Source organism: Streptomyces sp. NPDC002671, from assembly GCF_053592475.1.
Genome location: NZ_JBSFVU010000009.1, coordinates 52,219 through 73,092, shown reverse-complemented (window position 1 = coordinate 73,092; position 20,874 = coordinate 52,219). Strand labels below are relative to the sequence as shown.

Annotated in this window: 20 protein-coding genes; 12 read left to right on the top strand and 8 right to left on the bottom strand. The window is 71.9% G+C overall.

What is annotated here, in order from left to right:
* Nucleotides 1-2: 2 nt before the first annotated feature.
* Both ACWD35_RS15835 and sodN read right to left on the bottom strand, forming a co-directional pair.
* Nucleotides 3-359: an ASCH domain-containing protein gene (locus ACWD35_RS15835; protein WP_451351801.1), complete on the bottom strand. Its 357-nt coding sequence runs from the start codon at nt 357-359 to the stop codon at nt 3-5.
* Between the two features lie 237 nt (nt 360-596).
* Nucleotides 597-992 (bottom strand): superoxide dismutase, Ni, encoded by a 396-nt coding sequence (gene sodN, locus ACWD35_RS15830; protein WP_100828187.1) that lies wholly within the window; start codon nt 990-992, stop codon nt 597-599.
* Between the two features lie 145 nt (nt 993-1,137).
* Between sodN and sodX the strand changes: the two genes are divergently transcribed.
* Nucleotides 1,138-1,572, top strand: a complete 435-nt coding sequence (gene sodX, locus ACWD35_RS15825; protein WP_451352001.1) for a nickel-type superoxide dismutase maturation protease — start codon at nt 1,138-1,140, stop codon at nt 1,570-1,572.
* Here sodX and ACWD35_RS15820 read toward each other — a convergent pair.
* Entirely contained in the window at nt 1,476-2,105 is a 630-nt protein-coding gene (locus tag ACWD35_RS15820; RefSeq protein ID WP_451351800.1) for a CGNR zinc finger domain-containing protein, read from the bottom strand. The genes sodX and ACWD35_RS15820 overlap by 97 nt on opposite strands.
* A 221-nt stretch (nt 2,106-2,326) precedes the next feature.
* Between ACWD35_RS15820 and ACWD35_RS15815 the strand changes: the two genes are divergently transcribed.
* Both ACWD35_RS15815 and ACWD35_RS15810 read left to right on the top strand, forming a co-directional pair.
* On the top strand, nt 2,327-2,815 hold the full coding sequence (locus tag ACWD35_RS15815; RefSeq protein WP_451351799.1) for a SigE family RNA polymerase sigma factor: 489 nt from the start codon (nt 2,327-2,329) through the stop codon (nt 2,813-2,815).
* Nucleotides 2,812-3,543 carry a hypothetical protein gene (locus ACWD35_RS15810; RefSeq protein WP_451351798.1) on the top strand — a complete coding sequence of 244 codons (732 nt, stop codon included), beginning with the start codon at nt 2,812-2,814 and terminating at the stop codon, nt 3,541-3,543. The genes ACWD35_RS15815 and ACWD35_RS15810 overlap by 4 nt, the downstream gene beginning before the upstream one ends.
* Nucleotides 3,544-3,632: 89 nt before the next feature.
* Here the strand turns inward: ACWD35_RS15810 and ACWD35_RS15805 are convergent, their stop codons facing one another.
* The 3 genes from ACWD35_RS15805 to ACWD35_RS15795 form a co-directional block, all read right to left on the bottom strand.
* On the bottom strand, nt 3,633-4,385 hold the full coding sequence (locus tag ACWD35_RS15805; protein ID WP_451352000.1) for an amino acid ABC transporter ATP-binding protein: 753 nt from the start codon (nt 4,383-4,385) through the stop codon (nt 3,633-3,635).
* A gap of 74 nt (nt 4,386-4,459) precedes the next feature.
* Nucleotides 4,460-5,398: an amino acid ABC transporter permease gene (locus ACWD35_RS15800; protein WP_451351797.1), complete on the bottom strand. Its 939-nt coding sequence runs from the start codon at nt 5,396-5,398 to the stop codon at nt 4,460-4,462.
* Nucleotides 5,399-5,435: 37 nt separating this feature from the next.
* Nucleotides 5,436-6,392, bottom strand: coding sequence for an ABC transporter substrate-binding protein (locus ACWD35_RS15795; RefSeq protein WP_451351796.1), 957 nt, complete (start codon nt 6,390-6,392; stop codon nt 5,436-5,438).
* Nucleotides 6,393-7,014: 622 nt separating this feature from the next.
* On the opposite strand from ACWD35_RS15795, the gene ACWD35_RS15790 reads away from it, so the two are divergent.
* On the top strand, nt 7,015-8,235 hold the full coding sequence (locus ACWD35_RS15790; RefSeq protein ID WP_451351795.1) for an NAD(P)-dependent malic enzyme: 1,221 nt from the start codon (nt 7,015-7,017) through the stop codon (nt 8,233-8,235).
* Nucleotides 8,236-8,403: 168 nt separating this feature from the next.
* Complete coding sequence (locus ACWD35_RS15785; protein WP_451351794.1) at nt 8,404-9,369, top strand: zinc-binding dehydrogenase; 966 nt, start codon at nt 8,404-8,406, stop codon at nt 9,367-9,369.
* A gap of 46 nt (nt 9,370-9,415) precedes the next feature.
* Here ACWD35_RS15785 and ACWD35_RS15780 read toward each other — a convergent pair whose 3' ends face one another.
* Nucleotides 9,416-10,558 carry a PadR family transcriptional regulator gene (locus tag ACWD35_RS15780; protein WP_451351793.1) on the bottom strand — a complete coding sequence of 381 codons (1,143 nt, stop codon included), beginning with the start codon at nt 10,556-10,558 and terminating at the stop codon, nt 9,416-9,418.
* Nucleotide 10,559: 1 nt separating this feature from the next.
* The gene (locus ACWD35_RS15775) at nt 10,560-11,519 is read right to left on the bottom strand and encodes a DUF4097 family beta strand repeat-containing protein (protein WP_451351792.1); all 960 of its coding nucleotides are present in this window, start codon (nt 11,517-11,519) and stop codon (nt 10,560-10,562) included.
* A 242-nt stretch (nt 11,520-11,761) separates the two neighbouring features.
* Between ACWD35_RS15775 and ACWD35_RS15770 the strand changes: the two genes are divergently transcribed.
* The 7 genes from ACWD35_RS15770 (at nt 11,762) to ACWD35_RS15740 (ending at nt 20,826) form a co-directional block, all read left to right on the top strand.
* Complete coding sequence (locus ACWD35_RS15770) at nt 11,762-11,941, top strand: DUF6104 family protein (protein WP_003992906.1); 180 nt, start codon at nt 11,762-11,764, stop codon at nt 11,939-11,941.
* A 130-nt stretch (nt 11,942-12,071) separates the two neighbouring features.
* Complete coding sequence (locus ACWD35_RS15765; RefSeq protein WP_451351791.1) at nt 12,072-12,482, top strand: CU044_2847 family protein; 411 nt, start codon at nt 12,072-12,074, stop codon at nt 12,480-12,482.
* The gene (locus ACWD35_RS15760) at nt 12,479-14,740 is read left to right on the top strand and encodes a VMAP-C domain-containing protein (RefSeq protein ID WP_451351790.1); all 2,262 of its coding nucleotides are present in this window, start codon (nt 12,479-12,481) and stop codon (nt 14,738-14,740) included. Before ACWD35_RS15765 ends, ACWD35_RS15760 begins: the two co-directional genes overlap by 4 nt.
* Nucleotides 14,741-14,915: 175 nt before the next feature.
* Nucleotides 14,916-15,956, top strand: coding sequence for an AAA family ATPase (locus tag ACWD35_RS15755; protein WP_451351789.1), 1,041 nt, complete (start codon nt 14,916-14,918; stop codon nt 15,954-15,956).
* A gap of 7 nt (nt 15,957-15,963) precedes the next feature.
* Entirely contained in the window at nt 15,964-19,188 is a 3,225-nt protein-coding gene (locus ACWD35_RS15750; protein ID WP_451351788.1) for an SAV_2336 N-terminal domain-related protein, read from the top strand.
* A gap of 90 nt (nt 19,189-19,278) precedes the next feature.
* Nucleotides 19,279-19,473: a hypothetical protein gene (locus tag ACWD35_RS15745; RefSeq protein WP_451351787.1), complete on the top strand. Its 195-nt coding sequence runs from the start codon at nt 19,279-19,281 to the stop codon at nt 19,471-19,473.
* A gap of 57 nt (nt 19,474-19,530) precedes the next feature.
* Complete coding sequence (locus ACWD35_RS15740; RefSeq protein ID WP_451351786.1) at nt 19,531-20,826, top strand: aKG-HExxH-type peptide beta-hydroxylase; 1,296 nt, start codon at nt 19,531-19,533, stop codon at nt 20,824-20,826.
* Nucleotides 20,827-20,874: the final 48 nt, after the last annotated feature.

Genomic DNA, 20,874 nt, shown 5'->3' with positions numbered 1-20,874 from the left:
CATCATGCACCAGCGCGTTGGATCTCGATGGCGAGTGCGCCGAGGGCTTCCTTCGCAGGCGGGTAGATGGCGCGGATGTCGGCGAGTTGCTGTTCGCGGGTGGCTGTCGGGTTGACGCCGGCGGCGCCTTCGCCGTCGAGCAGGGCCTCGAAGTCGGGGTACTCGGTGACGCGCTTGACCTTGACCTCGCAGGCCTCGTCGGTGCCCTTGACCCGGAAGCGGATGGTGTCGCCGGCGGCGAGGTCGGCGAGGTGCGGGTATTTGACCCGCACTTCGATGGTCTTGGTGCCTGCGGCGACGAGGTCGAAGTACTGGCGGTAGAGGTTGAGTTCGCGGACTCGGTCTGTGGTGTCGCTCATGGGGCGGGAACGATAGCAAGGCATCGGTCACGCGCAGGGTGCCGTGGGGGCTGGACAGGGCGTCGGTCACGTTCCGTAGACAGTTCGCTCAACCTTGCGGGGCAGCCGAACGCAAGGCCGCAAGAAAGACCGCACCCGGACCGCCATGGACGCCGTGCTCGGCGGCCTGCGGACCGGGTGCGGGCAGGAAGACCAGGCGACCAAAGAAATCGCAGGTCAAGCAGCGTGATCGAAAGATCAGGCCTTCTTGGTCTCCCAGAAGATCTTGTCGATCTGGGCGATGTAGTCCAGTGCCTTCTGGCCCGTCGCCGGGTCGGTGGACGCCTTGGCGGCCGAGAGGGCCTTCAGGGTGTCGTTGACCAGCTGGTGCAGCTCCGGGTACTTCTCGAAGTGCGGGGCCTTGAAGTAGTCGCTCCAGAGCACGGAGACGTGGTGCTTCGCCAGCTCCGCGCGCTGCTCCTTGATGACGGTGGCGCGCGCCTGGAAGTGCGGGTCGTCGTTGGCGGCCATCTTCTCCTGCACGGCCTTCACCGACTCCGCCTCGATGCGGGCCTGGGCCGGGTCGTACACACCGCAGGGCAGGTCGCAGTGCGCGCTGACCTTGACCTTGGGGGCAAACAGGCGGGAAAGCATGGAGCATTCCTTCCTCGTGATCGTCTTCTCAGGTGGGACATTACTCCCTGAGCCACGGGTTTTCGCGAGTGCCCCCTACGGCTTAGGACAAAAGTCCAGGGTCAGACTGAGACTGGTGGAGGAACGGACCGGGGAGGTGCCGGTGATGCCGGAGCTGTCGCAGGAGACCGAGCGGGGGAGGGCCGGGGCGCCCTTCGGAGTGGCCGAGGTGACCGGCCCGTCCATGGTGCCCACGCTCCATCACGGGGACCGGCTGCTGCTGCAGTACGGGGCCGTGGTCAGGCCGGGGGACATCGTGGTCCTGCGTCATCCGTTCCAGCAGGACCTGCTGGTCGTCAAGCGGGCCGTGGAGCGGCGCGAGGGCGGCTGGTGGGTGCTCGGGGACAATCCGTACGCGGGCGGGGACAGCACCGACTACGGGGTGGTGCCGGAGGAGCTGATCCTCGGCACGGCCCGGTTCCGGTACCGTCCGCGCGGGGCCGATCAGCGTTCGCTGCTGGCGCTGCTGCGCTGGGCACTGTCGGCCGCGAGGCCGCTGTTCTCCCCCCTGTCCGCCTCCAGGCGCTTGCGGGCCCGGTAGGCGGCCACGTTGGCCCGGGTCGCGCAGCGGTCCGAGCAGTAGCGCCTGGAGCGGTTCGTGGAGGTGTCCAGGTAGGCGTTGCGGCACGGCGCCGCCTGGCACAGGCCGAGGCGGTCCACGCCGTACTCGGTCAGGTGGAAGGCCAGGCCCATCGCCGCGATGGCCGCGTAGCCCGCGGTGGCGTTGGACGGGTGGTCGGCCAGGTGCATGTGCCACAGGGGACGGCCGTCCTCGTCGCGGTGGTCGTGCCCGGAGATCTGCGGGCTGACCGGGAACTCCAGGAGGAGTGAGTTCAGCAGGTCCACGGCGAGCGTCTCGTCGCCCTTGTCGGCCGCCTCGAACACCGCGCGCAGCCGGGCCCGGACCGAGCGGAAGCGTGTGACGTCGGCGTCCGTGGCGCGGCGGGCCGCCGTCGCGTTGATGCCGAACAGATCGCGGACGGCCTCGACCGAGGTCAGCGAGTCCTTGCCCCGGGCCGGCTCCTCGCTGTTGACGAGACGCACGGCGTAATCCGAGTAATAGGCCAGTTCCACTTGTATTCCTTACGGGGCGCTCTGTGGTCGGGAGTGCGGTCGGGTAACAGCCGGTGGTAACAGACGGTCGTGCCTTCAGGGTATTACGCGTCCGGGGGAACGGCTTCGCCGAGCCGCGGTACGGAAATTCGTACCGCCTCCGCTGCGTCCCCGGCAGTCCCCCACCGCACTGGTACGGGTGAGACGGTCCGTTTCCGGTGGACCGGCGGAAAGGGGGAGGGATGACGCGGGGCGCGGAAGCGGCTCTGCACGCCTTCGTCGAGGGCAGGCGCACGGCGCTGTTCCGCAGCGCCTACCTGTTGTGCGGCAACCGCGACGAGGCGGAGGACCTCGTCCAGACGACGCTCGTGAAGGTCGTCCTCGGCGCGCGCAGGCACGGGCGGCTGGAGAACCTCGAAGCCTATGCGCGCAAGACGCTGGTCAACACCTTCATCTCGGCCCGCCGCCGCTTCTGGCGGCGCGAGCAGGCCTACGGCGAACTGCCCGACCGGCCCGGCCGGTCGGTGGACAGCGACACGGGTCTGATGGTCCGGGCCGCTCTCGCGGGACTCGCGCCCAGACAGCGGGCGGTGCTCGTGCTGCGCTACTGGGAGGACCTCAGCGTGGCCGCCACCGCCGAGCTGCTCGGGATGCGGGAGAGCACGGTCAAGAGCCACACGGCAAGAGGACTGGCGGCCCTGCGGGCCGCGGTGCTGGAGGAGCACGTATGAGTGACAACGACATGCCGGTACGCGAACTGCTCGGCCGGGCGGTCGACACCGTCCCGGTGCCGGCGGGGCGCGGGAGCGAGAGCGTCTTCGCGCGGGCCTCGCGGGTGCGCCGGGGCCGGCGCGCGGCGGCCACCGGCGCGGTGGCGGCGGCGGTGGCGGCGGGAGTCGTCTTCGGCTCGGGCGTGCTGCCCGGCCGGGAGGGCCAGAACGTGGCCGCCTCGCCGACCGCCGCCGAGACGGGCTTCGGGAAGCTGCTGCCCCCTGGCGTCGGCACGGTTCGCGAGGTGTCGCTGGGACAGATCATCAAGGGCACGACGAAGCCGCTCGGCGTCGCGAAGGTGGGGCCCTACGACGGGGAGTACGCGGTCACCCGCGGCGGGGGCACCGGATTCATCACGGTCCGCGTGGTGAAGAAGGCCCAGAACGTCGACAAGGCCCCGTGCGCCATGCCCCACGAGAGCCCCCGGAAGGAGAACTGCACCCAGGAGAAGGTCTCCGGCGGAGGCCTGCTGACCCTGTGGCAGTGGCCCGCGCAGAAGGCGGTCCAGCCCGCCTACAGCGGTCCCGAGTTGAACGCCACCCTGCTCCTGAAGGACGGCACGCTGGTGAGCATCCGCGACTGGACCGGCTTCGCCGGCAAGGGAGCCCTCGGCCCGGTGCTGAAGTCGTTCCCGCTCACCCGCACCCAGCTGCGCGAACTGGCCCTGAAGCCGCAGCTGTTGCCGTAGGGGCAGATGAAGCGTAGACGGACATGACGAAGGGGCGGTACGAGGATCCCGTACCGCCCCTTCACACGCTCACACGCTCACACGCCGAACTACAGCACCTTGGACAGGAACGACTGCGTCCGCTCGTGCTGCGGGTTCGTCAGGACGTCGCGCGGGTGGCCGGACTCGACCACCACACCGCCGTCCATGAACACCAGGCTGTCGCCCACCTCGCGGGCGAAGCCCATCTCGTGGGTGACGACGACCATCGTCATGCCCGACTCGGCGAGGTCGCGCATGACGTCGAGGACGTCACCGACCAGCTCCGGGTCGAGGGCCGAGGTCGGCTCGTCGAACAGCATCAGCTTGGGCTCCATCGCCAGGGCGCGGGCGATCGCCACCCGCTGCTGCTGGCCGCCGGAGAGCTGGGAGGGGTAGTTCCCGGACTTGTCCGCCAGGCCGACCCGCGCCAGCAGCTGCTGCGCCCGCTCCCGGGCCTCGCTCTTGCTCTGACCCTTGACCTGGACCGGCGCCTCCATGACGTTCTCCAGAGCCGTCATGTGCGGGAACAGGTTGAAGCGCTGGAAGACCATGCCGATGTTGCGGCGCTTCATGGCGACCTCGCGGTCGCGCAGCTCGTACAGCTTGTCGCCCTGCTGGCGGTAGCCGACCAGCTCGCCGTCCACGTACAGCCGCCCGGCGTTGATCTTCTCCAGGTGGTTGATGCAGCGCAGGAAGGTCGACTTGCCCGAGCCGGAGGGGCCGATGAGGCAGAACACCTCGCCGGGCTTCACCTCCAGGTCGATGCCCTTGAGGACCTCGACGGAACCGAAGGACTTGTGCACGCCCTCGGACTTGACCATCGGGACGTTGTTGTCCCTCGGCGCGGCCGACGGGGTGTCCGTGCTGTCCGTCTTGCTGAGCTTGTTGTTGTCGCTCATGCGCTCACGGCTCCCCTCGGGCGGCCCAGGGAGAACATGTTGGCCTTCACCTTCTGCCACGGCGTCGGCGGCAGCTGGCGGCTGGAGCCGCGGGCGTAGTACCGCTCGATGTAGTACTGGCCGACGCTCAGCACCGAGGTCATGATCAGGTACCAGGCCGCGGCGAGGAAGTACATCTCCACCGGGGCACCGGAGTTCTGGCCGATGTCCTGGGCGTATCGGAACAGTTCCGGATACTGGACGGCCGCCACGAGCGAGGTCGTCTTCAGCATGTTGATCACTTCGTTGCCCGTCGGCGGCACGATCACGCGCATCGCCTGCGGGATGATGATCCGCCGCAGCGTCTTGCTGTGGCTCATGCCCAGCGCGTGGGCGGCCTCGGTCTGGCCCTCGTCCACCGCGAGCAGACCGGCGCGGCAGATCTCCGCCATGTACGCCGCCTCGTTGAGGCCCAGGCCGAGCAGCGCCGTCAGCAGCGGCGTCATGAAGTTCGACCAGTAGTCCTTGTAGAACGGCATCAGGTTGATGTACTCGAAGACCAGGCCCAGGTTGAACCAGAGGAACAGCTGGACCAGCACCGGGGTGCCGCGGAAGAACCAGATGTAGAACCAGGCGATGGACGAGGTCACCGGGTTCTTCGACAGGCGCATGACCGCGAGGACGATGCCGCCGACGATGCCGATCAGCATCGACAGGACCGTCAGCAGGAGGGTCTTGCTGACACCGGTCGTGATCCGGTGGTCGAAGAAGTAGTCGGGTACCGCGTGCCAGTTGATCTTGCCCTGGCCGAACGCGTAGATGATCGCGACGAGGAGCGCGATGGCTATGACGGCGGAGACGTATCGTCCGTAGTGCCGGACCGGGATGGCCCTGATGGCCTCCGGGCCGGCCGGGGGCGTGGTGTCCGCCCCGGCCGTCTTGTCGATGTCAGTCACGGGTGTTGCCTCTCAGTGGCCGCTCGGGATGCGCGGGTCACTTGCCGCCGTTGATCACGGACTCCTTGACGGCGCCGTCCTGGGCGCCCCACTTCTCGAGGATCTTCTGGTACTCGCCGTTCTTGATGATCGCGTTCATCGCCGCCTGGAGCGCGTCCCGCAGCTGGGTGTCCTTCTTGGCCACGGCGATGCCGTACGGGGCCGCCTCGACCTGCTGGCCGACGATCTGGAAGTCCTTGCCGCCGCCGGAGGTCTTCACCGCGTACGCGGCGACCGGGAAGTCGGAGGAGGCCGCGTCCACGCCGCCCGAGCGCAGACGGGTCTGCGACTGCTGGTCGTCGTCGAAGGGCTCGATGCTGAGCTTCTTGCCCTTCGGGCACTTCTTGGCCTCGGCCTTGGCCAGGTCGTTGGAGACGGTGCCGCGCTCGACGGCGATCTTCTTGCCGCACAGGTCGGACCAGGACTGGATGCCCTTGGTGTCGCCGTTGCGGGTGTAGATCGAGACACCGGCGGTCAGGTAGTCGACGAAGTCGACGCCCTCGCCGACCTTCTTGCCCGTGTCCGGGTCGACGCCCTCCTGGCGGTTCTTGTTGTCCGTCATGGCGGACATGGCGATGTCGTAGCGGCCCGAACGCAGACCGGTGAGCAGTCCGTCGAAGGTGCCGTTGTCGAACTCGACCTTCACGCCGAGCTGCTTGCCCAGGGCGGCACCGAGGTCGGGGTCCAGGCCGACGGCCTTGCCGGAGGAGTCCTTGAACTCCACCGGGGCGTACGCGATGTCCGAACCGACCTTGATGACGCCCTTGTCGCGGATGTCCTGCGGGAGCTTGCTCGCCAGCGGGGCGCTGGCGGCGGAAGAGCTGTTGTCGTTGCTCTTCTTCTTCGTCTGGTCACCGCAGCCGGTGAGTACCAGGGCGCCCGCGACCGCGATCGCACCGACCGCTGCTAGCCGGGAGTGCGCGGCGGTCGTACGACGGGTGGAGCTTGCGGTCATCGTGGGTTCCTCCGGCTGGTGGGAAGAGTTGCCGATGGGTCGACGAGAACACGCACCTTCGGGTGTCGCGACCTCGTGTGTTTACGGCATCTTGCCATTCGGACTAGGCCATTCAGGGGCGCTCCTATGTCAAAATCGGATAACGGGTGACCCCCGAACCGGCGCAGGTCGGTACAACCTCGGTCCATCGCCACCGAACATCTGCGGAAATCAAGCTTTCCTGCCGGAAAACCTTCGGCGTGTCTCACGATGTGGGCGTGCCGGGTCGGGCCTTTTGCGTCATTCGAACCCCCCTGCGTGACCGGCCTGTGATGGGCAAGGAGCCCCGCACGCGGTCGTCTTGACGATCACTCGAGACTCGGTACACCCGTCAGCGGCACGTCATCTTCCGGTGGCTTTCGGATCCCAGGATGTGACCTTGTACCCAATGGACTCGTCGTGGGCACCGTCCGTCCGGTAAGAAGGTTCTTTACACCCCTCATCCGGGGCTCAGGGCGCGTGTGCGGCGCGCCCGTCGCGTAGGGCCTGTACGTATCAGCAATCGGGCCGTACGCGGTGCCCGCCCACCCCTCACCAGGAGTGGTCGACCCTCAAATCATGCATACCTAAGGGGTAAAACGAAGTGGCAGCGGAGACCGTCAATCCTCGCAGCGACAATACGGATCAGGACGGGGCCACCGAGCCTCTCGATTCCATCGATCCGGCGTTCGCGCTGCACCGTGGCGGCAAGATGGCCGTGCAGGCCACCGTGCCGGTCCGCGACAAGGACGACCTTTCCCTCGCGTACACGCCCGGCGTCGCGCGCGTGTGCACCGCGATCGCGGAGCAGCCGGAGCTGGTCAACGACTACACGTGGAAGTCCAACGTGGTCGCCGTCGTGACCGACGGAACGGCCGTGCTCGGACTCGGGGACATCGGTCCCCGGGCCTCGCTCCCCGTCATGGAGGGCAAGGCGATCCTGTTCAAGCAGTTCGGCGGCGTGGACGCCGTGCCGATCGCGCTCGACTGCACGGACGCCGACGACATCGTCGAGACCGTGGTCCGGCTCGCCCCGTCCTTCGGCGGTGTGAACCTGGAGGACATCTCGGCGCCCCGGTGCTTCGAGATCGAGCGCCGGCTCCAGGAGCGCCTGGACATCCCGGTCTTCCACGACGACCAGCACGGTACGGCCGTCGTGACGCTCGCGGCGCTGCGGAACGCGGCGCGGCTGAGCGGGCGCGAGATCGGGCAGCTGCGCGCCGTCATCTCGGGCGCCGGCGCGGCCGGTGTCGCCATCGCGAAGATGCTGGTCGAGGCCGGCATCGGGGACGTGGCGGTGGCGGACCGCAAGGGCATCGTGTCCGCCGACCGCGAGGACCTGACCTCGGTCAAGCGGGAGCTGGCCGCCTTCACGAACAAGGCGGGCATCACCGGGTCGCTGGAGACCGCGCTGGCGGGCGCCGACGTCTTCATCGGCGTCTCCGGCGGTACGGTCCCGGAGGAGGCCGTTGCCTCCATGGCCGAGGGTGCCTTCGTCTTCGCGATGGCCAACCCGAACCCCGAGGTGCACCCGGACGTCGCGCACAAGTACGCGGCGGTCGTCGCGACCGGGCGGTCGGACTTCCCGAACCAGATCAACAACGTGCTGGCCTTCCCCGGCATCTTCGCGGGCGCCCTTCAGGTGCGGGCCACGCGGATCACGGAGGGCATGAAGATCGCGGCGGCCGAGGCGCTGGCCTCGGTGGTCGGGGACGACCTCGCCGCGGACTACGTGATTCCGTCGCCGTTCGACGAGCGCGTCGCTCCGGCCGTCACCGCGGCGGTCGCGGCTGCGGCCCGGGCCGAGGGCGTTGCCCGGCTCTGACGTTGTGGTGAATGGCCCCGCCCGGTCGGGCGGGGCCGTTTTCTTTGCCCGCCTGCCCGCCCGCCGGTTCGGGTCACTGGGGAGGCGGGCTGTTGATTTGCGCAAGAGGGCGTGTGTCACAGGCACCTGTGGTTCCGTCCGTTGCGTTGCGCACCTATCGTCGGCTGCATGTTCGCTGTCTACGCCGCCCGAATCGACCGCGACCAGCCGCTCTCCGGCCTTGAGCTGGGGGAGCGCCCGGCGCCCGAGGCCCGCCCCGGCTGGAGCACGGTCAATGTCAGGGCCGCCTCCCTGAACCACCACGACCTCTGGTCCCTGAGAGGCGTGGGCCTCCCGGAGGACCGGCTGCCGATGATCCTCGGCTGCGACGCCGCCGGAGTGGACGAGGACGGCAACGAAGTCGTCCTGCACTCCGTCATCGGCCAGACCGGCCACGGCGTCGGCCCGAACGAGCCGCGCTCCATCCTCACCGAGCGCTACCAGGGCACCTTCGCCGAGCAGGTCGCCGTGCCGACCTGGAACATCCTGCCCAAGCCCAAGGAGCTGTCCTTCGCGGAGGCCGCCTGTCTGCCGACGGCCTGGCTGACGGCGTACCGGATGCTGTTCACCAACGCCGGGGTACGGCCCGGTGACTCGGTCCTCGTGCAGGGCGCGGGCGGCGGTGTCGCCACGGCCGCGATCGTGCTCGGCAAGGCGGCCGGTCTGCGGGTCTTCGCCACCAGCCGGGACGAGGCCAAGCGGAAGCGGGCGCTGGAGCTGGGCGCCGTCGAGGCGGTCGAGCCGGGAGCGCGGCTGCCGCAGCGGGTGGACGCCGTCATCGAGACGGTCGGCGCCGCCACCTGGTCCCACTCGGTGAAGTCGCTGCGGCCCGGCGGCACGCTGGTCATCTCCGGCGCCACCAGCGGCGACCGGCCCTCGCACGCCGAGCTGACCCGGATCTTCTTCCTAGAACTGAAGGTCGTCGGCTCCACCATGGGCTCCAAGGAGGAGCTGGCCGAACTGCTCTCCTTCTGCGCCACGGCCGGGGTGCGGCCCGTCATCGACGAACTGCTTCCGCTGGACCGGGCCCGGGAGGGCTTCGAACGGCTCGCGTCCGGCGAGCAGTTCGGCAAGATCGTGCTCACCAACTTCTGACGTCCCCGGGCGGGTCCGGAATGCCGGGCCCGCCCCACAGGGTGACTCAGGGCTTCGGGGCGCGCAGTGCCGCCCCGATGTGGGCCGCCGCCGTCGACAGGTGGCGGCGGGCGTCGCGGAGCTGGTCGGCGGTGACGCCGTGGTCGCGGGCCGCGTCGCGGATGTCGTCGCGGAAGCGGTCCAGCAGGCGGTCCAGGTCGCGGGCCGGGTCGCCGGTGGAGTCCTCGTGCGCCCAGGCCGGTTCGTAGGCGGCCGGGAAGTCCTCCGGGGTGGCGGAGTAGTCGGGGAGGGGCGCGCCGGGGGTGGTGGCCGTGGCCGGCTCGCCGGCAGGGCGGCCGGAGTCCCGGTCCCTGCCGGACTCCTCGGCGGATCCCTTCCCGGACTCCTTGGTGGATTCCTTCTCGAAGTCCGTCTTGGCCCCCCTCCCGAAGCCGTTTCCGAAGTCCTTTCCGAACTCGCCGAATTCCTTGGCCAGTTCGGTCAGGCCCTCCCGTACGCCGGTCGGCCAGTCGCCGCGCGTGAAGTGGTCCTGGACGTGGTCCTGGACCCGGCGGGCGATGCGCTGCATCTCCTCCTGTGCCTGGGCGCGCGCCTCGGCCTGGGCCTCCTGGGCCTGGCGGCGGGCCCGCTGGGCCTCGTCACGGGCCCGGCGGCTCTCGTCCTTGGCGCGGCGGGCCTGCTCCTTCCACTCCTGCTTGACCCGGCGAAACTCCTCCTTGGCGGCCCGCCAGGCCTCCTTGTCGGTCAGCTCGCCGTACTCCGCGAAGGGGCCCGCCTCGGCGCCGCCCGCCTTCGCGCCCCGGCGGGCCTCGGAGGCGGCGGCGCGCATCTCGCGGCGCAGATCACCGGCCGCGCCGCGCACGTCGGCCCTTATCTCGGCGGCGAGTTCCGCGACCGACTCGCGGATCTCCAGCTCCAGGTCGGCCAGTTCACCACTGCGGTCGGCCAGTTCGGCGCGGCCGGCGTCCGTGATGGCGTACACCTTGCGACCGCCCTCGGTGGTGTGCGTGACCAGGCCCTCGGCCTCCAGCTTGGCCAGCCGGGGGTAGACCGTGCCCGCCGAGGGCGCGTACAGCCCCTGGAAGCGTTCTTCGAGGAGCCTGATCACCTCGTAGCCGTGGCGCGGGGCCTCGTCGAGCAGCTTGAGCAGGTAGAGGCGGAGGCGGCCGTGGGCGAAGACGGGGGGCATGTCAGAGCACCTTCTTGTGGGTCGTGCCGTCGGCCGGGACGCCGGCGGCGTCGGCATCCTGACCGGAGACGGAATTGTCCCCCGGGGTGGCCGCGGTGCCGGTCGCGGGGTCGGCCCCCGGGCCGGACGCGGCCCGGGCGGCGTCCTCCTCGTCCTCCCGTGGCGGGCGGCGCAGCAGGGCGATCGAGCCGGAGACCGTGGTGGCCCGCAGTCTGCCGTTGCCCGCGCCGAGGCGGCCGGTGATCTTGTGGGCGCCCCACTGGCCGTGCACCCGCAGGCCGTCGAAGGCGTTGGAGATCGTGCCGCTCGCCGTGTTCGCCTCCACCTCCGCGTCCGCCGGGTGCGGCAGGCGGATGGCGATCTCGCCGGAGACGCTGGTCAGGCTGACGTCCGTGGGGCCGTCCGGGTCCAGGTCGATGATCATGGAGCCGCTGACGGAGTCGGCCCGCACGGAGGGGCCGGAGCCCTCCAGTACGGTCAGGTCGCCCGAGACCGAGTTGAAGCGCAGTTCGCCGGTGACGGACTGGGTCTCCAGGTTCCCGGACACGGTGTCCGCGCGGACGGGGCCGGAGAGGCCGACCAGGGTCGTGTCGCCGGTGACGCCCTTGACCGTCGCGGGGCCGCTGATGCCCGAGACGACCGCCGCGGCGCCCACCACGCCCACCTCCACGCGTGTGCCCGCCGGGACCGTGAGGGAGACGACGGCGCTGCGCCGCCAGCCCTTGCGGTCGAGCCACTTGAGGAAGCCCTTCCAGGGCAGGTCCTCGTACGCCACCGTGAGGATGCCGCCCTTCTGGGTGACCGTCAGCGGTGGGCCCTCGATGTCCGAGACCTCCAGGCGTGCGGAACCTTCGTCCGTGCCCACGACGTTCACCGTTCCGTTGACGATGCGTACGTTCAGGTCGCTCACGGGGGTGTCGAAGGTGAGCTTCTGGGGCTCGGTGACGGACCACTCGGGCATGGGGACCTCCTCGGCCGGACAGGAGTCGCGACACGCCATATCGCGTCTTCCGGGATTCACGATATATCGCGGACGGGGAAAGTCAAGACACCCTTTCGCGTGAGCGCCGGGCGCGTGGGGCGCCGGGGCCGGCGTGCGAGGGGACGCGCGGGCGCGGGCGGCTCGTGCGCCTACGCTTGTCCCTGGACCCACCGATGGCGGAACCGCCGCCGGTCTGGATGTATACGCAGGAGACGCACCCCATGTACTTCACCGACCGCGGTATCGAGGAGTTGGAGAAGCGGCGCGGCGAGGAGGAGGTCACCTTCGAGTGGCTTGCCGAACAGCTGCGCACGTTCGTCGATCTCAACCCTGACTTCGAGGTGCCCGTCGAGCGGCTCGCCACCTGGCTCGCCCGCCTGGACGACGAGGATGACGAGTAAGCCGTAAGACGCGTAACCAGACGTGTGACCAGGCGCATCACGCACGTAATCAGCCGTATCGTCCGCAGCCCCTCCCTCTCTCCTTCCTCGGGAGTTAGCCTTCTCCTCCCATTCGGTGAACGGGGGCGTCATGGGTGGAGGAGTCGAACGCATCCGGCTGGACGACGGGACCGTCGTCTGGGCCAGGGTCGGCGCGGCCGACGGGAGCGCGCTGGACGGGGGCGGCTACTGGGACACCGGGTTCGGGGACCGGGTCATCGACATGGCGGACGGACTCGCCGGCACGGTGGGCGGAATCGTGCGCTCCCTGCGCGCCGGTCTGGACACCCCGGCCCCGGTCGAGGTGTCCATCAGCTTCGGAATCGAACTGACGGCGCAGTCCGGCAAGATCGTGAGCGCCATCGGGCAGGGAGGCGGCAAGTCCTCCCTGACGGTGTCCCTGACCTGGACCGAACCCGCCGCGACGGCCCCCGGCGCCGACCCCGCGACGGCCGGCGGTGGCGCCGTACCGCCCGGATCTCCGGACCTCGATGGCGCATGAGCGCCTTCAGCGAGATGGTGCGCCCCTCCCTCGCGCGCATCGGAGCACCGCGTAACGGGTATGCAACGGACCGTGACCCGTACTGGGGATCAGGGTTCTTCGTAGCCCCCGGCTGGATGCTGACCTGCGCCCATGTCGTGGGGCACGGGGGAGCCGCGGTGTGCCGAGGGGAGAGCGCGATGAGCGTGACCTGGCTGGAGCGCACCGCCGTCGGAGCCTGGGAGGAGCGCACCGGCGAGGGGACGGCCGTCCTCGTCACGCCCCTGCCCGACGCCGGGCAGGCGCTGCGCGAGCCGTGGCCGTTCCCCGACCTCGCGCTGGTCCGGGTGAGCGGTGCCGACGACGTGCCCTGCCTGTGGCTCGCCGACCGGGAACCGGGCGCCTGCACCCCGGTCGGGCTCTACGGCTGGTCGGTGCAGACCGGTGAGCCGGGCATCCGGCACGGCACCGGGGAACTCGCCGGTGCCGACGGCCCGTTCCTGATGCTGTCCGGGAGCCTGCCGATCGGCGGGCTGTCCGGTGGGCCGGTGCTCGACCTCGGGCACGGCTCCGTCGTCGGCGTGATCAAAGGGCGCGGCCGGGAGGAGGGGCTCGTCGTCCCCGTCACCGCGCTGTACGAGCTGCTGAACACGCGCGACGGAGGCCGCGTGGTGCGCGAGGTGCTGCGCGCGCACGACCGGCACCACCTCGGCCGGCTCGACGCCCCGTCGCCGTACCCGGACTGGACGGTCCTCCAGGCCGCCCTGCCCGCGTATCTGCCGCCCGCCTCCGGGATCGGCGCCGAGCTGCGGACCCGGCTCCACGGCCACCTGGCAGAGCTGCCGCCACCGTCCGGAGCGGGCGAGATCGTGCACCTCGTGGACGAGGTCAAGGAGCAGGTGCGCGGCGAACGGCTGCGGTCGCCGGTGCTCCAGAACGTACGCACCTGGCGCCAGGGTGCCGGGCTGCTGTACGGGCTGCGCACGCTTGAGCAGGGCGGCGGTGGCACGCTGGTCGACCTCGACGCCGTTCTGCTGTACGCGGCCAAGGTGGCCCGCAGGACCGCCCGGCAGCGGGCCGGCGAGGTGGCGCCGGAACGGCTGCGGGCCTTCGCCGACTGGATCGCCGGCCAGGCCGACGGCCACCGCCACTGGGCGGTAGGCGAGGCCATCCGGGCCCTGCTGGACGGCATGGACGGCATGGACGGCATAGGTGGCATGGTCGGCATCGACGACGATCAGGACCGCCGCGCCGACGGTCCCTTGGACACCCTGCCTGCGATCGAGACCGGGCAGCTCGATCCCACCGCGCCCCAGCCGCCCGCCGAAGGCCGTACCGATGTGCTCGTCAAGGTCGGTGCGCCGATGTACGACGGGCGTTACCCGTGGAGCGTGCAGCTGCTCTACGACGGCCAGGACGTCACCCCGGTCGACGGCGACGACCGGGGCGTACGTGCCGAGGAGCTGGCCGAGGTGCTCCGGGGGCCGCTGGCCCTCGCGCTGAGCCAGGGCGACCACGGGGAGCACCTGGCCGCGATCGAGGTGTTCCTGCCGAGCAAGCTGTTCGATCTGCCGGTGGACGAGTGGCAGTTGCTGCCGGACGGGGCCGGCCCTCCCGCCCGCTCCGAGGGCGACTCGGACGACGACGGTGACGACAACGACTTCGGTGACGACGCCGACTTCGTGGACGACGCCGACTTCGTGGACGAGCGGTCGATACCGCTCGGGATGCGCCGGACCGTCGTCATCCGGGACGTCCGGCGCCATCACCGGCCGCCCTCCCCGGAGTGGCGCCGCCGCTGGCGGGGCGCGACCCGCGGGCCGCTGGCGCACGAGTCGCTGCACGGGCGGCCCCCCGCCGACGGCCACCCCGCCGGGGCGCGGATCGGCGGCAAGCTCCCGTACTACGGCGCCCTGTCGGCGATGGGGGACGCGTGCGTGCCGGTGTACTGCGGTCCCGTGGGCAGCGGCGAGGGGCAGGCGGCGATGAAGGACGCGCTGATGGCCGGGCACTCGGTGGTGCTGTGGCGCCGCGACCGGCACGATCACGACGAGTGCGGGGACTTCCACCGCCAGGCCGCCCAGGTGCTGGGACTCGCCAAGCAGGCCGACGGGCTGCACGGCCCGGTGCGTGACCTGCGGATACGGCTGGCCGACCCGGACACCGCCCGGGCTCAAGGCCTGCGTGGCAAGCTCGCCGTACTGCTGGACCCGCCGGACCGGCCCCCGTACGGCACGGAGGCCATGCGACCGCCGCCGCTGGCGGCACCCGGCGGCTGAACCGCCCAGGGCCGACCGGACGCACCGTCAAAATGCTTGAAAATCAGGGGTGTTGCCCCGGCCGGAACCGGATGCGGGGCGCACCGAACCTCGGCAGGCACGGCCGGCGGGCGGTAGCCTCATGGTCGGCCGGCCGGGCCCGCTGCATGATCACCAGAGCCGGGAGGAGCCCAAGGTGAACGACTGGCGGATCTACCGTGGAGTGGGTCAGCCGCACGACGGCATCCAGCGGTTGCCCGAACCACCGCCCTGGCGCGACTTCGCGGCGTCCCGGTACGGCGCGGATCCCGGCCCGGAGGACGGTTCGGAGTCCGGCCTGGAGGATCCCAGCAGCGCCCGCCGCCTCGGTGTCCGCCGCCGCGTGGTCGAGAACTACGCGCCCCGCCCCGCCGAGGTCGACGCCGTGAACGCCGCGCTGTATCTGCGCCGGCCCCTGCTGGTCACCGGCAACCCGGGCACCGGCAAGTCGACGCTGGCGTACGCGATCGCCCATGAACTCGGCCTGGGCAGGGTGCTGCGCTGGCCGATCGTCAGCCGCACCACCCTCCTGGACGGGCTCTACCGCTACGACGCGATCGGCCGCCTGCAGGACGTCCAGCTGGAGCGCGCGGGAGGCGGGGACGGGGCCGCCGCCACCGCCTCCGGCATCGGCTCGTACATCCGGCTCGGTCCGCTCGGCACCGCGCTGCTGCCCTGCGAACTGCCCCGCGTCCTGCTCATCGACGAGCTGGACAAGAGCGACCTCGACCTGCCCAACGACCTGCTCAACACCCTGGAGGAGGGCGAGTTCTCCATCCCGGAGCTGGAGCGGCTCGCCGACCGCGAACCCATGGTGGACGTGCTCACCCACGACGGTGACCGGATCGCCGTGCACGGCGGGCGGATCGCCTGCACCTCCTTCCCGGTGATCGTCCTGACCTCCAACGGCGAACGCGACTTCCCCGCCCCGCTGTTGCGCCGCTGCATCCAGCTGGAGCTGGACCCGCCCGGCGAGGAGCAGCTGACCGCCATGGTCGAGGCCCACCTCGGCATCGACGGCGTCGAGGGCGGCGCCGATCTGATCCGCAGATTCCTGGCGCGCGAACCCGGTGAGGTGCTCGCCGCCGACCAGCTTCTCAACGCCCTCTTCCTCACCCGGCACGACCCGCGGGCGCAGAGCCTCACCCGGGAGCGGATCGCGGAGATGCTCATGCAGCCGCTCGACCGTACGAGGTGAGGGACGGATGCCGGGGATGCGGCTGGACGAGCTGATCGGGAAACTGCGCCGAGGCGGGCTCGACATCACCGCCGAGGACGTGGCGGACGCGCTCTGGCTCGCCCGTTCGCTCGGCGCGGCACCGGACGGCGCAGACCCCGGGCCGTCCGCACCTCCCTCCGGCAGCCGATTCGCCGACGTACCCGACGCAGACGTACCTCCGGCCGCCGAGCCGTCCGGCGGCCCCCCGGAGCCGTACGACGGCCCCGAGCCGCGGCGCACGCCCGCGGGCGTCCCCGCCGTCCCGCTGCACACCCCGGGCTTCGGGCCGCGCACGCGGACCGAGGACGCCACCCTGGACGGCGGGGCCCCCTCGGCCCCTTACGCCTCCTTCCCCGTACGGGCCCCCGCCGCCGGTGCCCTGCCCGGACTGCTCGGCCTGCAACGGGCGTTGCGCGCGCTCGGCCGCTACCGGACCGCCTCCCTGCGCGACCGGGACGAGCGGATCGACGAGGAGGCCACGGCCGACTGGGCCGCCGCCAGCGGCATCCTGCTCCCCGTCACCCGGCCCGTGCGCCGCCCGCGCTGCGAGGTCCAGCTGCTCATGGACACCGGGCCCGCGATGGCCGTGTGGGGGCGGCTGGTGGAGGAGCTGCGCCAGGCCTGCCAGCAGTCCGGCGCGTTCGTCTCCGTCCGCGTCCACCATCTGTACGCCGACGAATCCGGAGCCCCGGTCATCGGTACGACCGCCGGTCCCGGCCGGCGCACCCGGCTGCGCCCGGCCGACCAGCTGCACGACCCCACCGGCCGCCGGATCACCTTCGTCATCAGCGACTGCGTGGGCCCCCTGTGGCAGAACGGCAGCGCCCAGCGCCTGCTGCACGCCTGGCCGCGCACGGCCCCACTGGCCGTCGTCCAGCCGCTGCCGCCGCGGCTGTGGGGCCGTACCGCGCTGCCCGCCGAGCCCGGCCGGCTGGTCCGGGCCGCCGACGCGGGCGGGCGCCTGGACTTCCTGCCGGACGACGAGCCCTGGGACGAACCGGACCCGGGCGCCCGGCCCGTGCCGGTGCTGCAGCCCACCCCGGAGGCGTTCGAGGCCTTCGCGCGGCTGCTCGGCGGCACCGGGCCCACGAGCGAACACGCCTGGGCCGCCTACGCGGGACCCGGTACGACGGCGCCGGTCGCACCCCTCGCCCCCGTGCAGCGCAGCGAGGACGACCTGCTGCGCGCCTTCCGCGCCGGAGCCTCGCCCGGCGCCCTCCGGCTGGCCGTCTACTTCGCCGCGGCCCCGCTCACGCTGCCCGTGATGCAGCTGGTCCAGCGGGCGATGCTGCCCGACACCGGCCCGATGGAACTGGCCGAGGTGCTGCTCGGCGGGCTGCTGCGGCAGCTTCCCGGGACCGAGGACCAGCCCTGCTTCGTGTACCCCCAACGGGTCCAGCACCTGCTGCTGGCCTCCCTCGACCAGCACACCGCCTCCCTCGTCCTCAAGCACTGCTCGGCCTATGTGGAACGGCACTTCGGGAAGGGCACCCGCAACTTCGCCGCCCTCGCCTCGGCCCGGCTCGCCGACCAGGACCCGGCCGCGGGCGCCGGTGCGGGCACCGGGGGGCCGGCCGAGGACACCGGGCCGCGGGACGGCGGGGGCGGGGTCGAGGCCGAACTCTTCGCGCGCGTGCCCGCCCGCGTCCTGCGCTTCTACCTGCCGGGCCTGATCCCCTCCGACCCGCTGGCCGAGGCCGAGCACCTGCTCGACCAGTTCCACCAGCTGGCCGACCCGGAGGTACTGCGCCGCGCCCGGGAACAGGCCCTCGCCGCGGCGACCGGCACCGAGCCCGGCGTCCGGGCCCGCCTGGTACTCGGCCGCGTGCTGCGCGCCGAGGCCGGCACGGCCGCCGCGCGAGCGGCGGGCCGGCGCACCGAGCTGCTGCGCGAGGCCGCCGCCGAACTCGCCGCGGCCCACGCGGACACTCCCGCCGACAGCCGCGTACGAGCCGACACCGCCCTCGAACTCGCCTCCTGCCACCGCGAACTGTGGCAACAGACGGCAGAGCCGGCCGCCCTCACCGCCGTGCTGGCCCCCCTGGCCGCCGACAGCCCGCCGTGGCCGGGGGTGGCCGAGCGGGCCAGGGGGTGGTACCGCCACCGAGACGTCACGGACGAGGAGCCCTGGGAGGTGGCCGCGCACCGGGCTCGGGCTCTGCTGCGCGGCCGGGTTCTGCTCGATCTCGGGCGCCCTGGGGTGGCCGTCGCCGAACTCCGCGAGGGCTGTGCCCTGTTGGCGGCCGAAGGGGCTGGTGACGGGGTGCGGGCGCCTGCGTTGCTGGATCTGGCGCGGGCTCTGCGGGGAGCCGGGGCCGATGACGCCGAGGCGCGCGAGACGTTGCTGATGGCCCAGCGGGTCGCCGGGCGCGATCCCGCCCTGCTGCTGCCCTGTCTGGTCGCGCTGGCCGCCTTCCACGAGGGGACGGGCGAGTACCGGGAGGCCGACGAGACGTACGAGCGGGCCGCGTTGCTCGCGCCTGCTGACGGCGCCCGGCGCGGGCGGCTTCTCACCGCCTGGGGCGAGTCGCTGCTCAAGCGGGCGTCCGGACCGGACGGCGCGGACGTCGTGGACCGGGCCGAGTACGTGCTGCGCGAGGCGCTGAACTCGCTGCCCGCGAGGTCCGCGGACCGCGGCCGGCTGCAGGGCCTGGTCGGCAGCGCGCTCGCCCAGCGGTTCCGCCATGTCGGCTTCCTGCCCGACCTGTTCGAGAGCCGGCACCTGCTCGGCCAGGCGGTGCGCGCGGCGGCCGACCCGGGCGTACGGGCTGAGGCCTGGCTGCAGTTGGGGCGGGTACGGCTGGAGGGCTGGTACCACGCCGGGGCTCCGGTGCTGATGGAGGCGCTGCAGGCGTACGAGAACGCCGAGCGTGAGGCACGGGCTGCGTACGGCGGCGACCCCGGGTCGGTCACGGGTGCGCGGGCCCTCCACGGGCACGCGACGGTGCTTGCTCTCATGGGGCGGCCGGGGGCGGCCCGGAAGGCGTTCCGGGCGGCGCGGGAGCAGTGGCAACGGCTGGTGGGGGCGCTGCGGGAAGTGGAATGGGCGGACGTGGAGCTGACGCGGCACCTGGCGGAGCGGGCCGCGGCGGGACCGGCGCGGCCGGACGCGCTTCGGGGCGTGCCGGAGGAGGAGTGGCGAGCGGTGGCGCCGCCGTGGTGGCCCTGGACGGAGTTACGGACCAACTTGGTTGAACCTGACCGAAGTTGATCCGCCCCGGGTTTCTGATCCTTGCCTGTCGGGAAGAACTGGGCAGCGTTGCGGCCATGCGGGGCGGGCGCGGGCAGGGAGGAGTCGAGGGTGGCGGAGCGGAGGACACGGGGGGTCGGCCCCGGCGACGAAGCCGCACGGACACTGCTTCTGACCGACCTCGCAGACGTCGACCTGCGGGCATTGCGTGCCATGGACAACCCGGGGCTCATGGCGGCCGTCGGGCGGATCTTCGCGGACTCGCAGGGATACACGGAGGTCTGGTACTCCGACGAGGGCCAGTGACGTGGGTACGTTTTCGGCCGGACTCACGGGGGCGGTCCGGGGCGAGGACGGCCGGAAATGACCCTCGCGTCGGCCATACCGCCCGAGGTCTTCGCGGAACTCGGCAGAACCAGGCCCCGGCCGGCGGCCCACGCGGTGCTGCGTGCCGCACTCCACGCGCGTCGCATGCTGCTCGTGAAGTCGCTGCTCGTCAAGGTCGATCGGCGGCGCGTCCCGTTGTCCCCCGAGGGGCGCCGTCACTTCGAGCGGGACTGGGCCCTGCTGGAGCGGGCGGAGCGGGCCGACGCCGCCGCGGTGCGTGACGTCCTCGACTACCCGACGATCGGAGCCTGGCTCGCCGGCGCGCTCGCCGCACCCGACGGCCCGGCCTTCGAACGGCATCTGGCGCACCTGGGCGGCGTGGCCGTCGCCGCCGCCGTCCGCGCCGGATGCCCGGTCCGGGGCACGCTCACCGCGCCTACGGGGTCCTTGACCCTGCCGGGCATCGGCGTGCTGCGGTGCCCGTCGGGCCAGGTGCGCCTGGACGGCTACGCGGGGCTGGTGCGGATGACGGACAGCGAGGGCGAGAGCGAGGTGACACTCCTCGCGCCGAAAGCGGGCGGGGGACCCGGCGTGCGCCAGCCGGCCGGCGGCGGGAACGGCTGGGCCGCGGTGCGGATGCTGCCGGGCGGTACCTCCGTACTCGACGACCTGGATCCCTACCGGGTGCCACCCCGGGGCATCGGCCCTTCGGCGCTGCCCGCGGCAGAACATCCGCAGGTCGCCCACCGGCTCTGGGCCGACGCATGGCGCGCGGTGCACGACCTGTTGTCGGCGACCGACCCCGCGCGCGCCGTCGAGACCAGGGCCGTGCTGCGCGTCGTAGTGCCGCTGGCCCAGCCGCGGGAGCGTGAAGGGGTCCCGGTGAGCGCCACGCTCAGGGCCGCTCCCGGCGCCGCGCTCACCCAGCTGCCCGCTGCCGCGGGAGAGCTGATGGAAGCCCTGGTGCACGAGATCCACCACACCAAGCTGGCCGTGCTCGACGGTCTCGTACCGCTGTGCCGCCCCGACGGGGGCACCCTGCACCGCGTGGGCTGGCGCCCCGACCCACGCCCGGTTCCCGCGGTGATCCAGGGGGCCTACGCCCATCTCGCCCTGACCGACCTCGCCTGGCGGTCGCTCAACGGCCCCGCCGCCTCCGGGGTGTGGCGACGCCGGGCGGCCCGCCAGTTCGAGACCTACCGGGATCAGGTCGCCGACGCCTTGTTGATCCTCCGTGAATCCGATGAACTGACCATTGCCGGACGGGAGTTCGTCGGGCACATGGGCAGGCACCATGCCGGGCTCGGCCTGACGGCCCGAAGCCTGGCGTAACACTCCATGACGCATTGACTACGTTACGTTGTGCACGGTCTGCCCGGC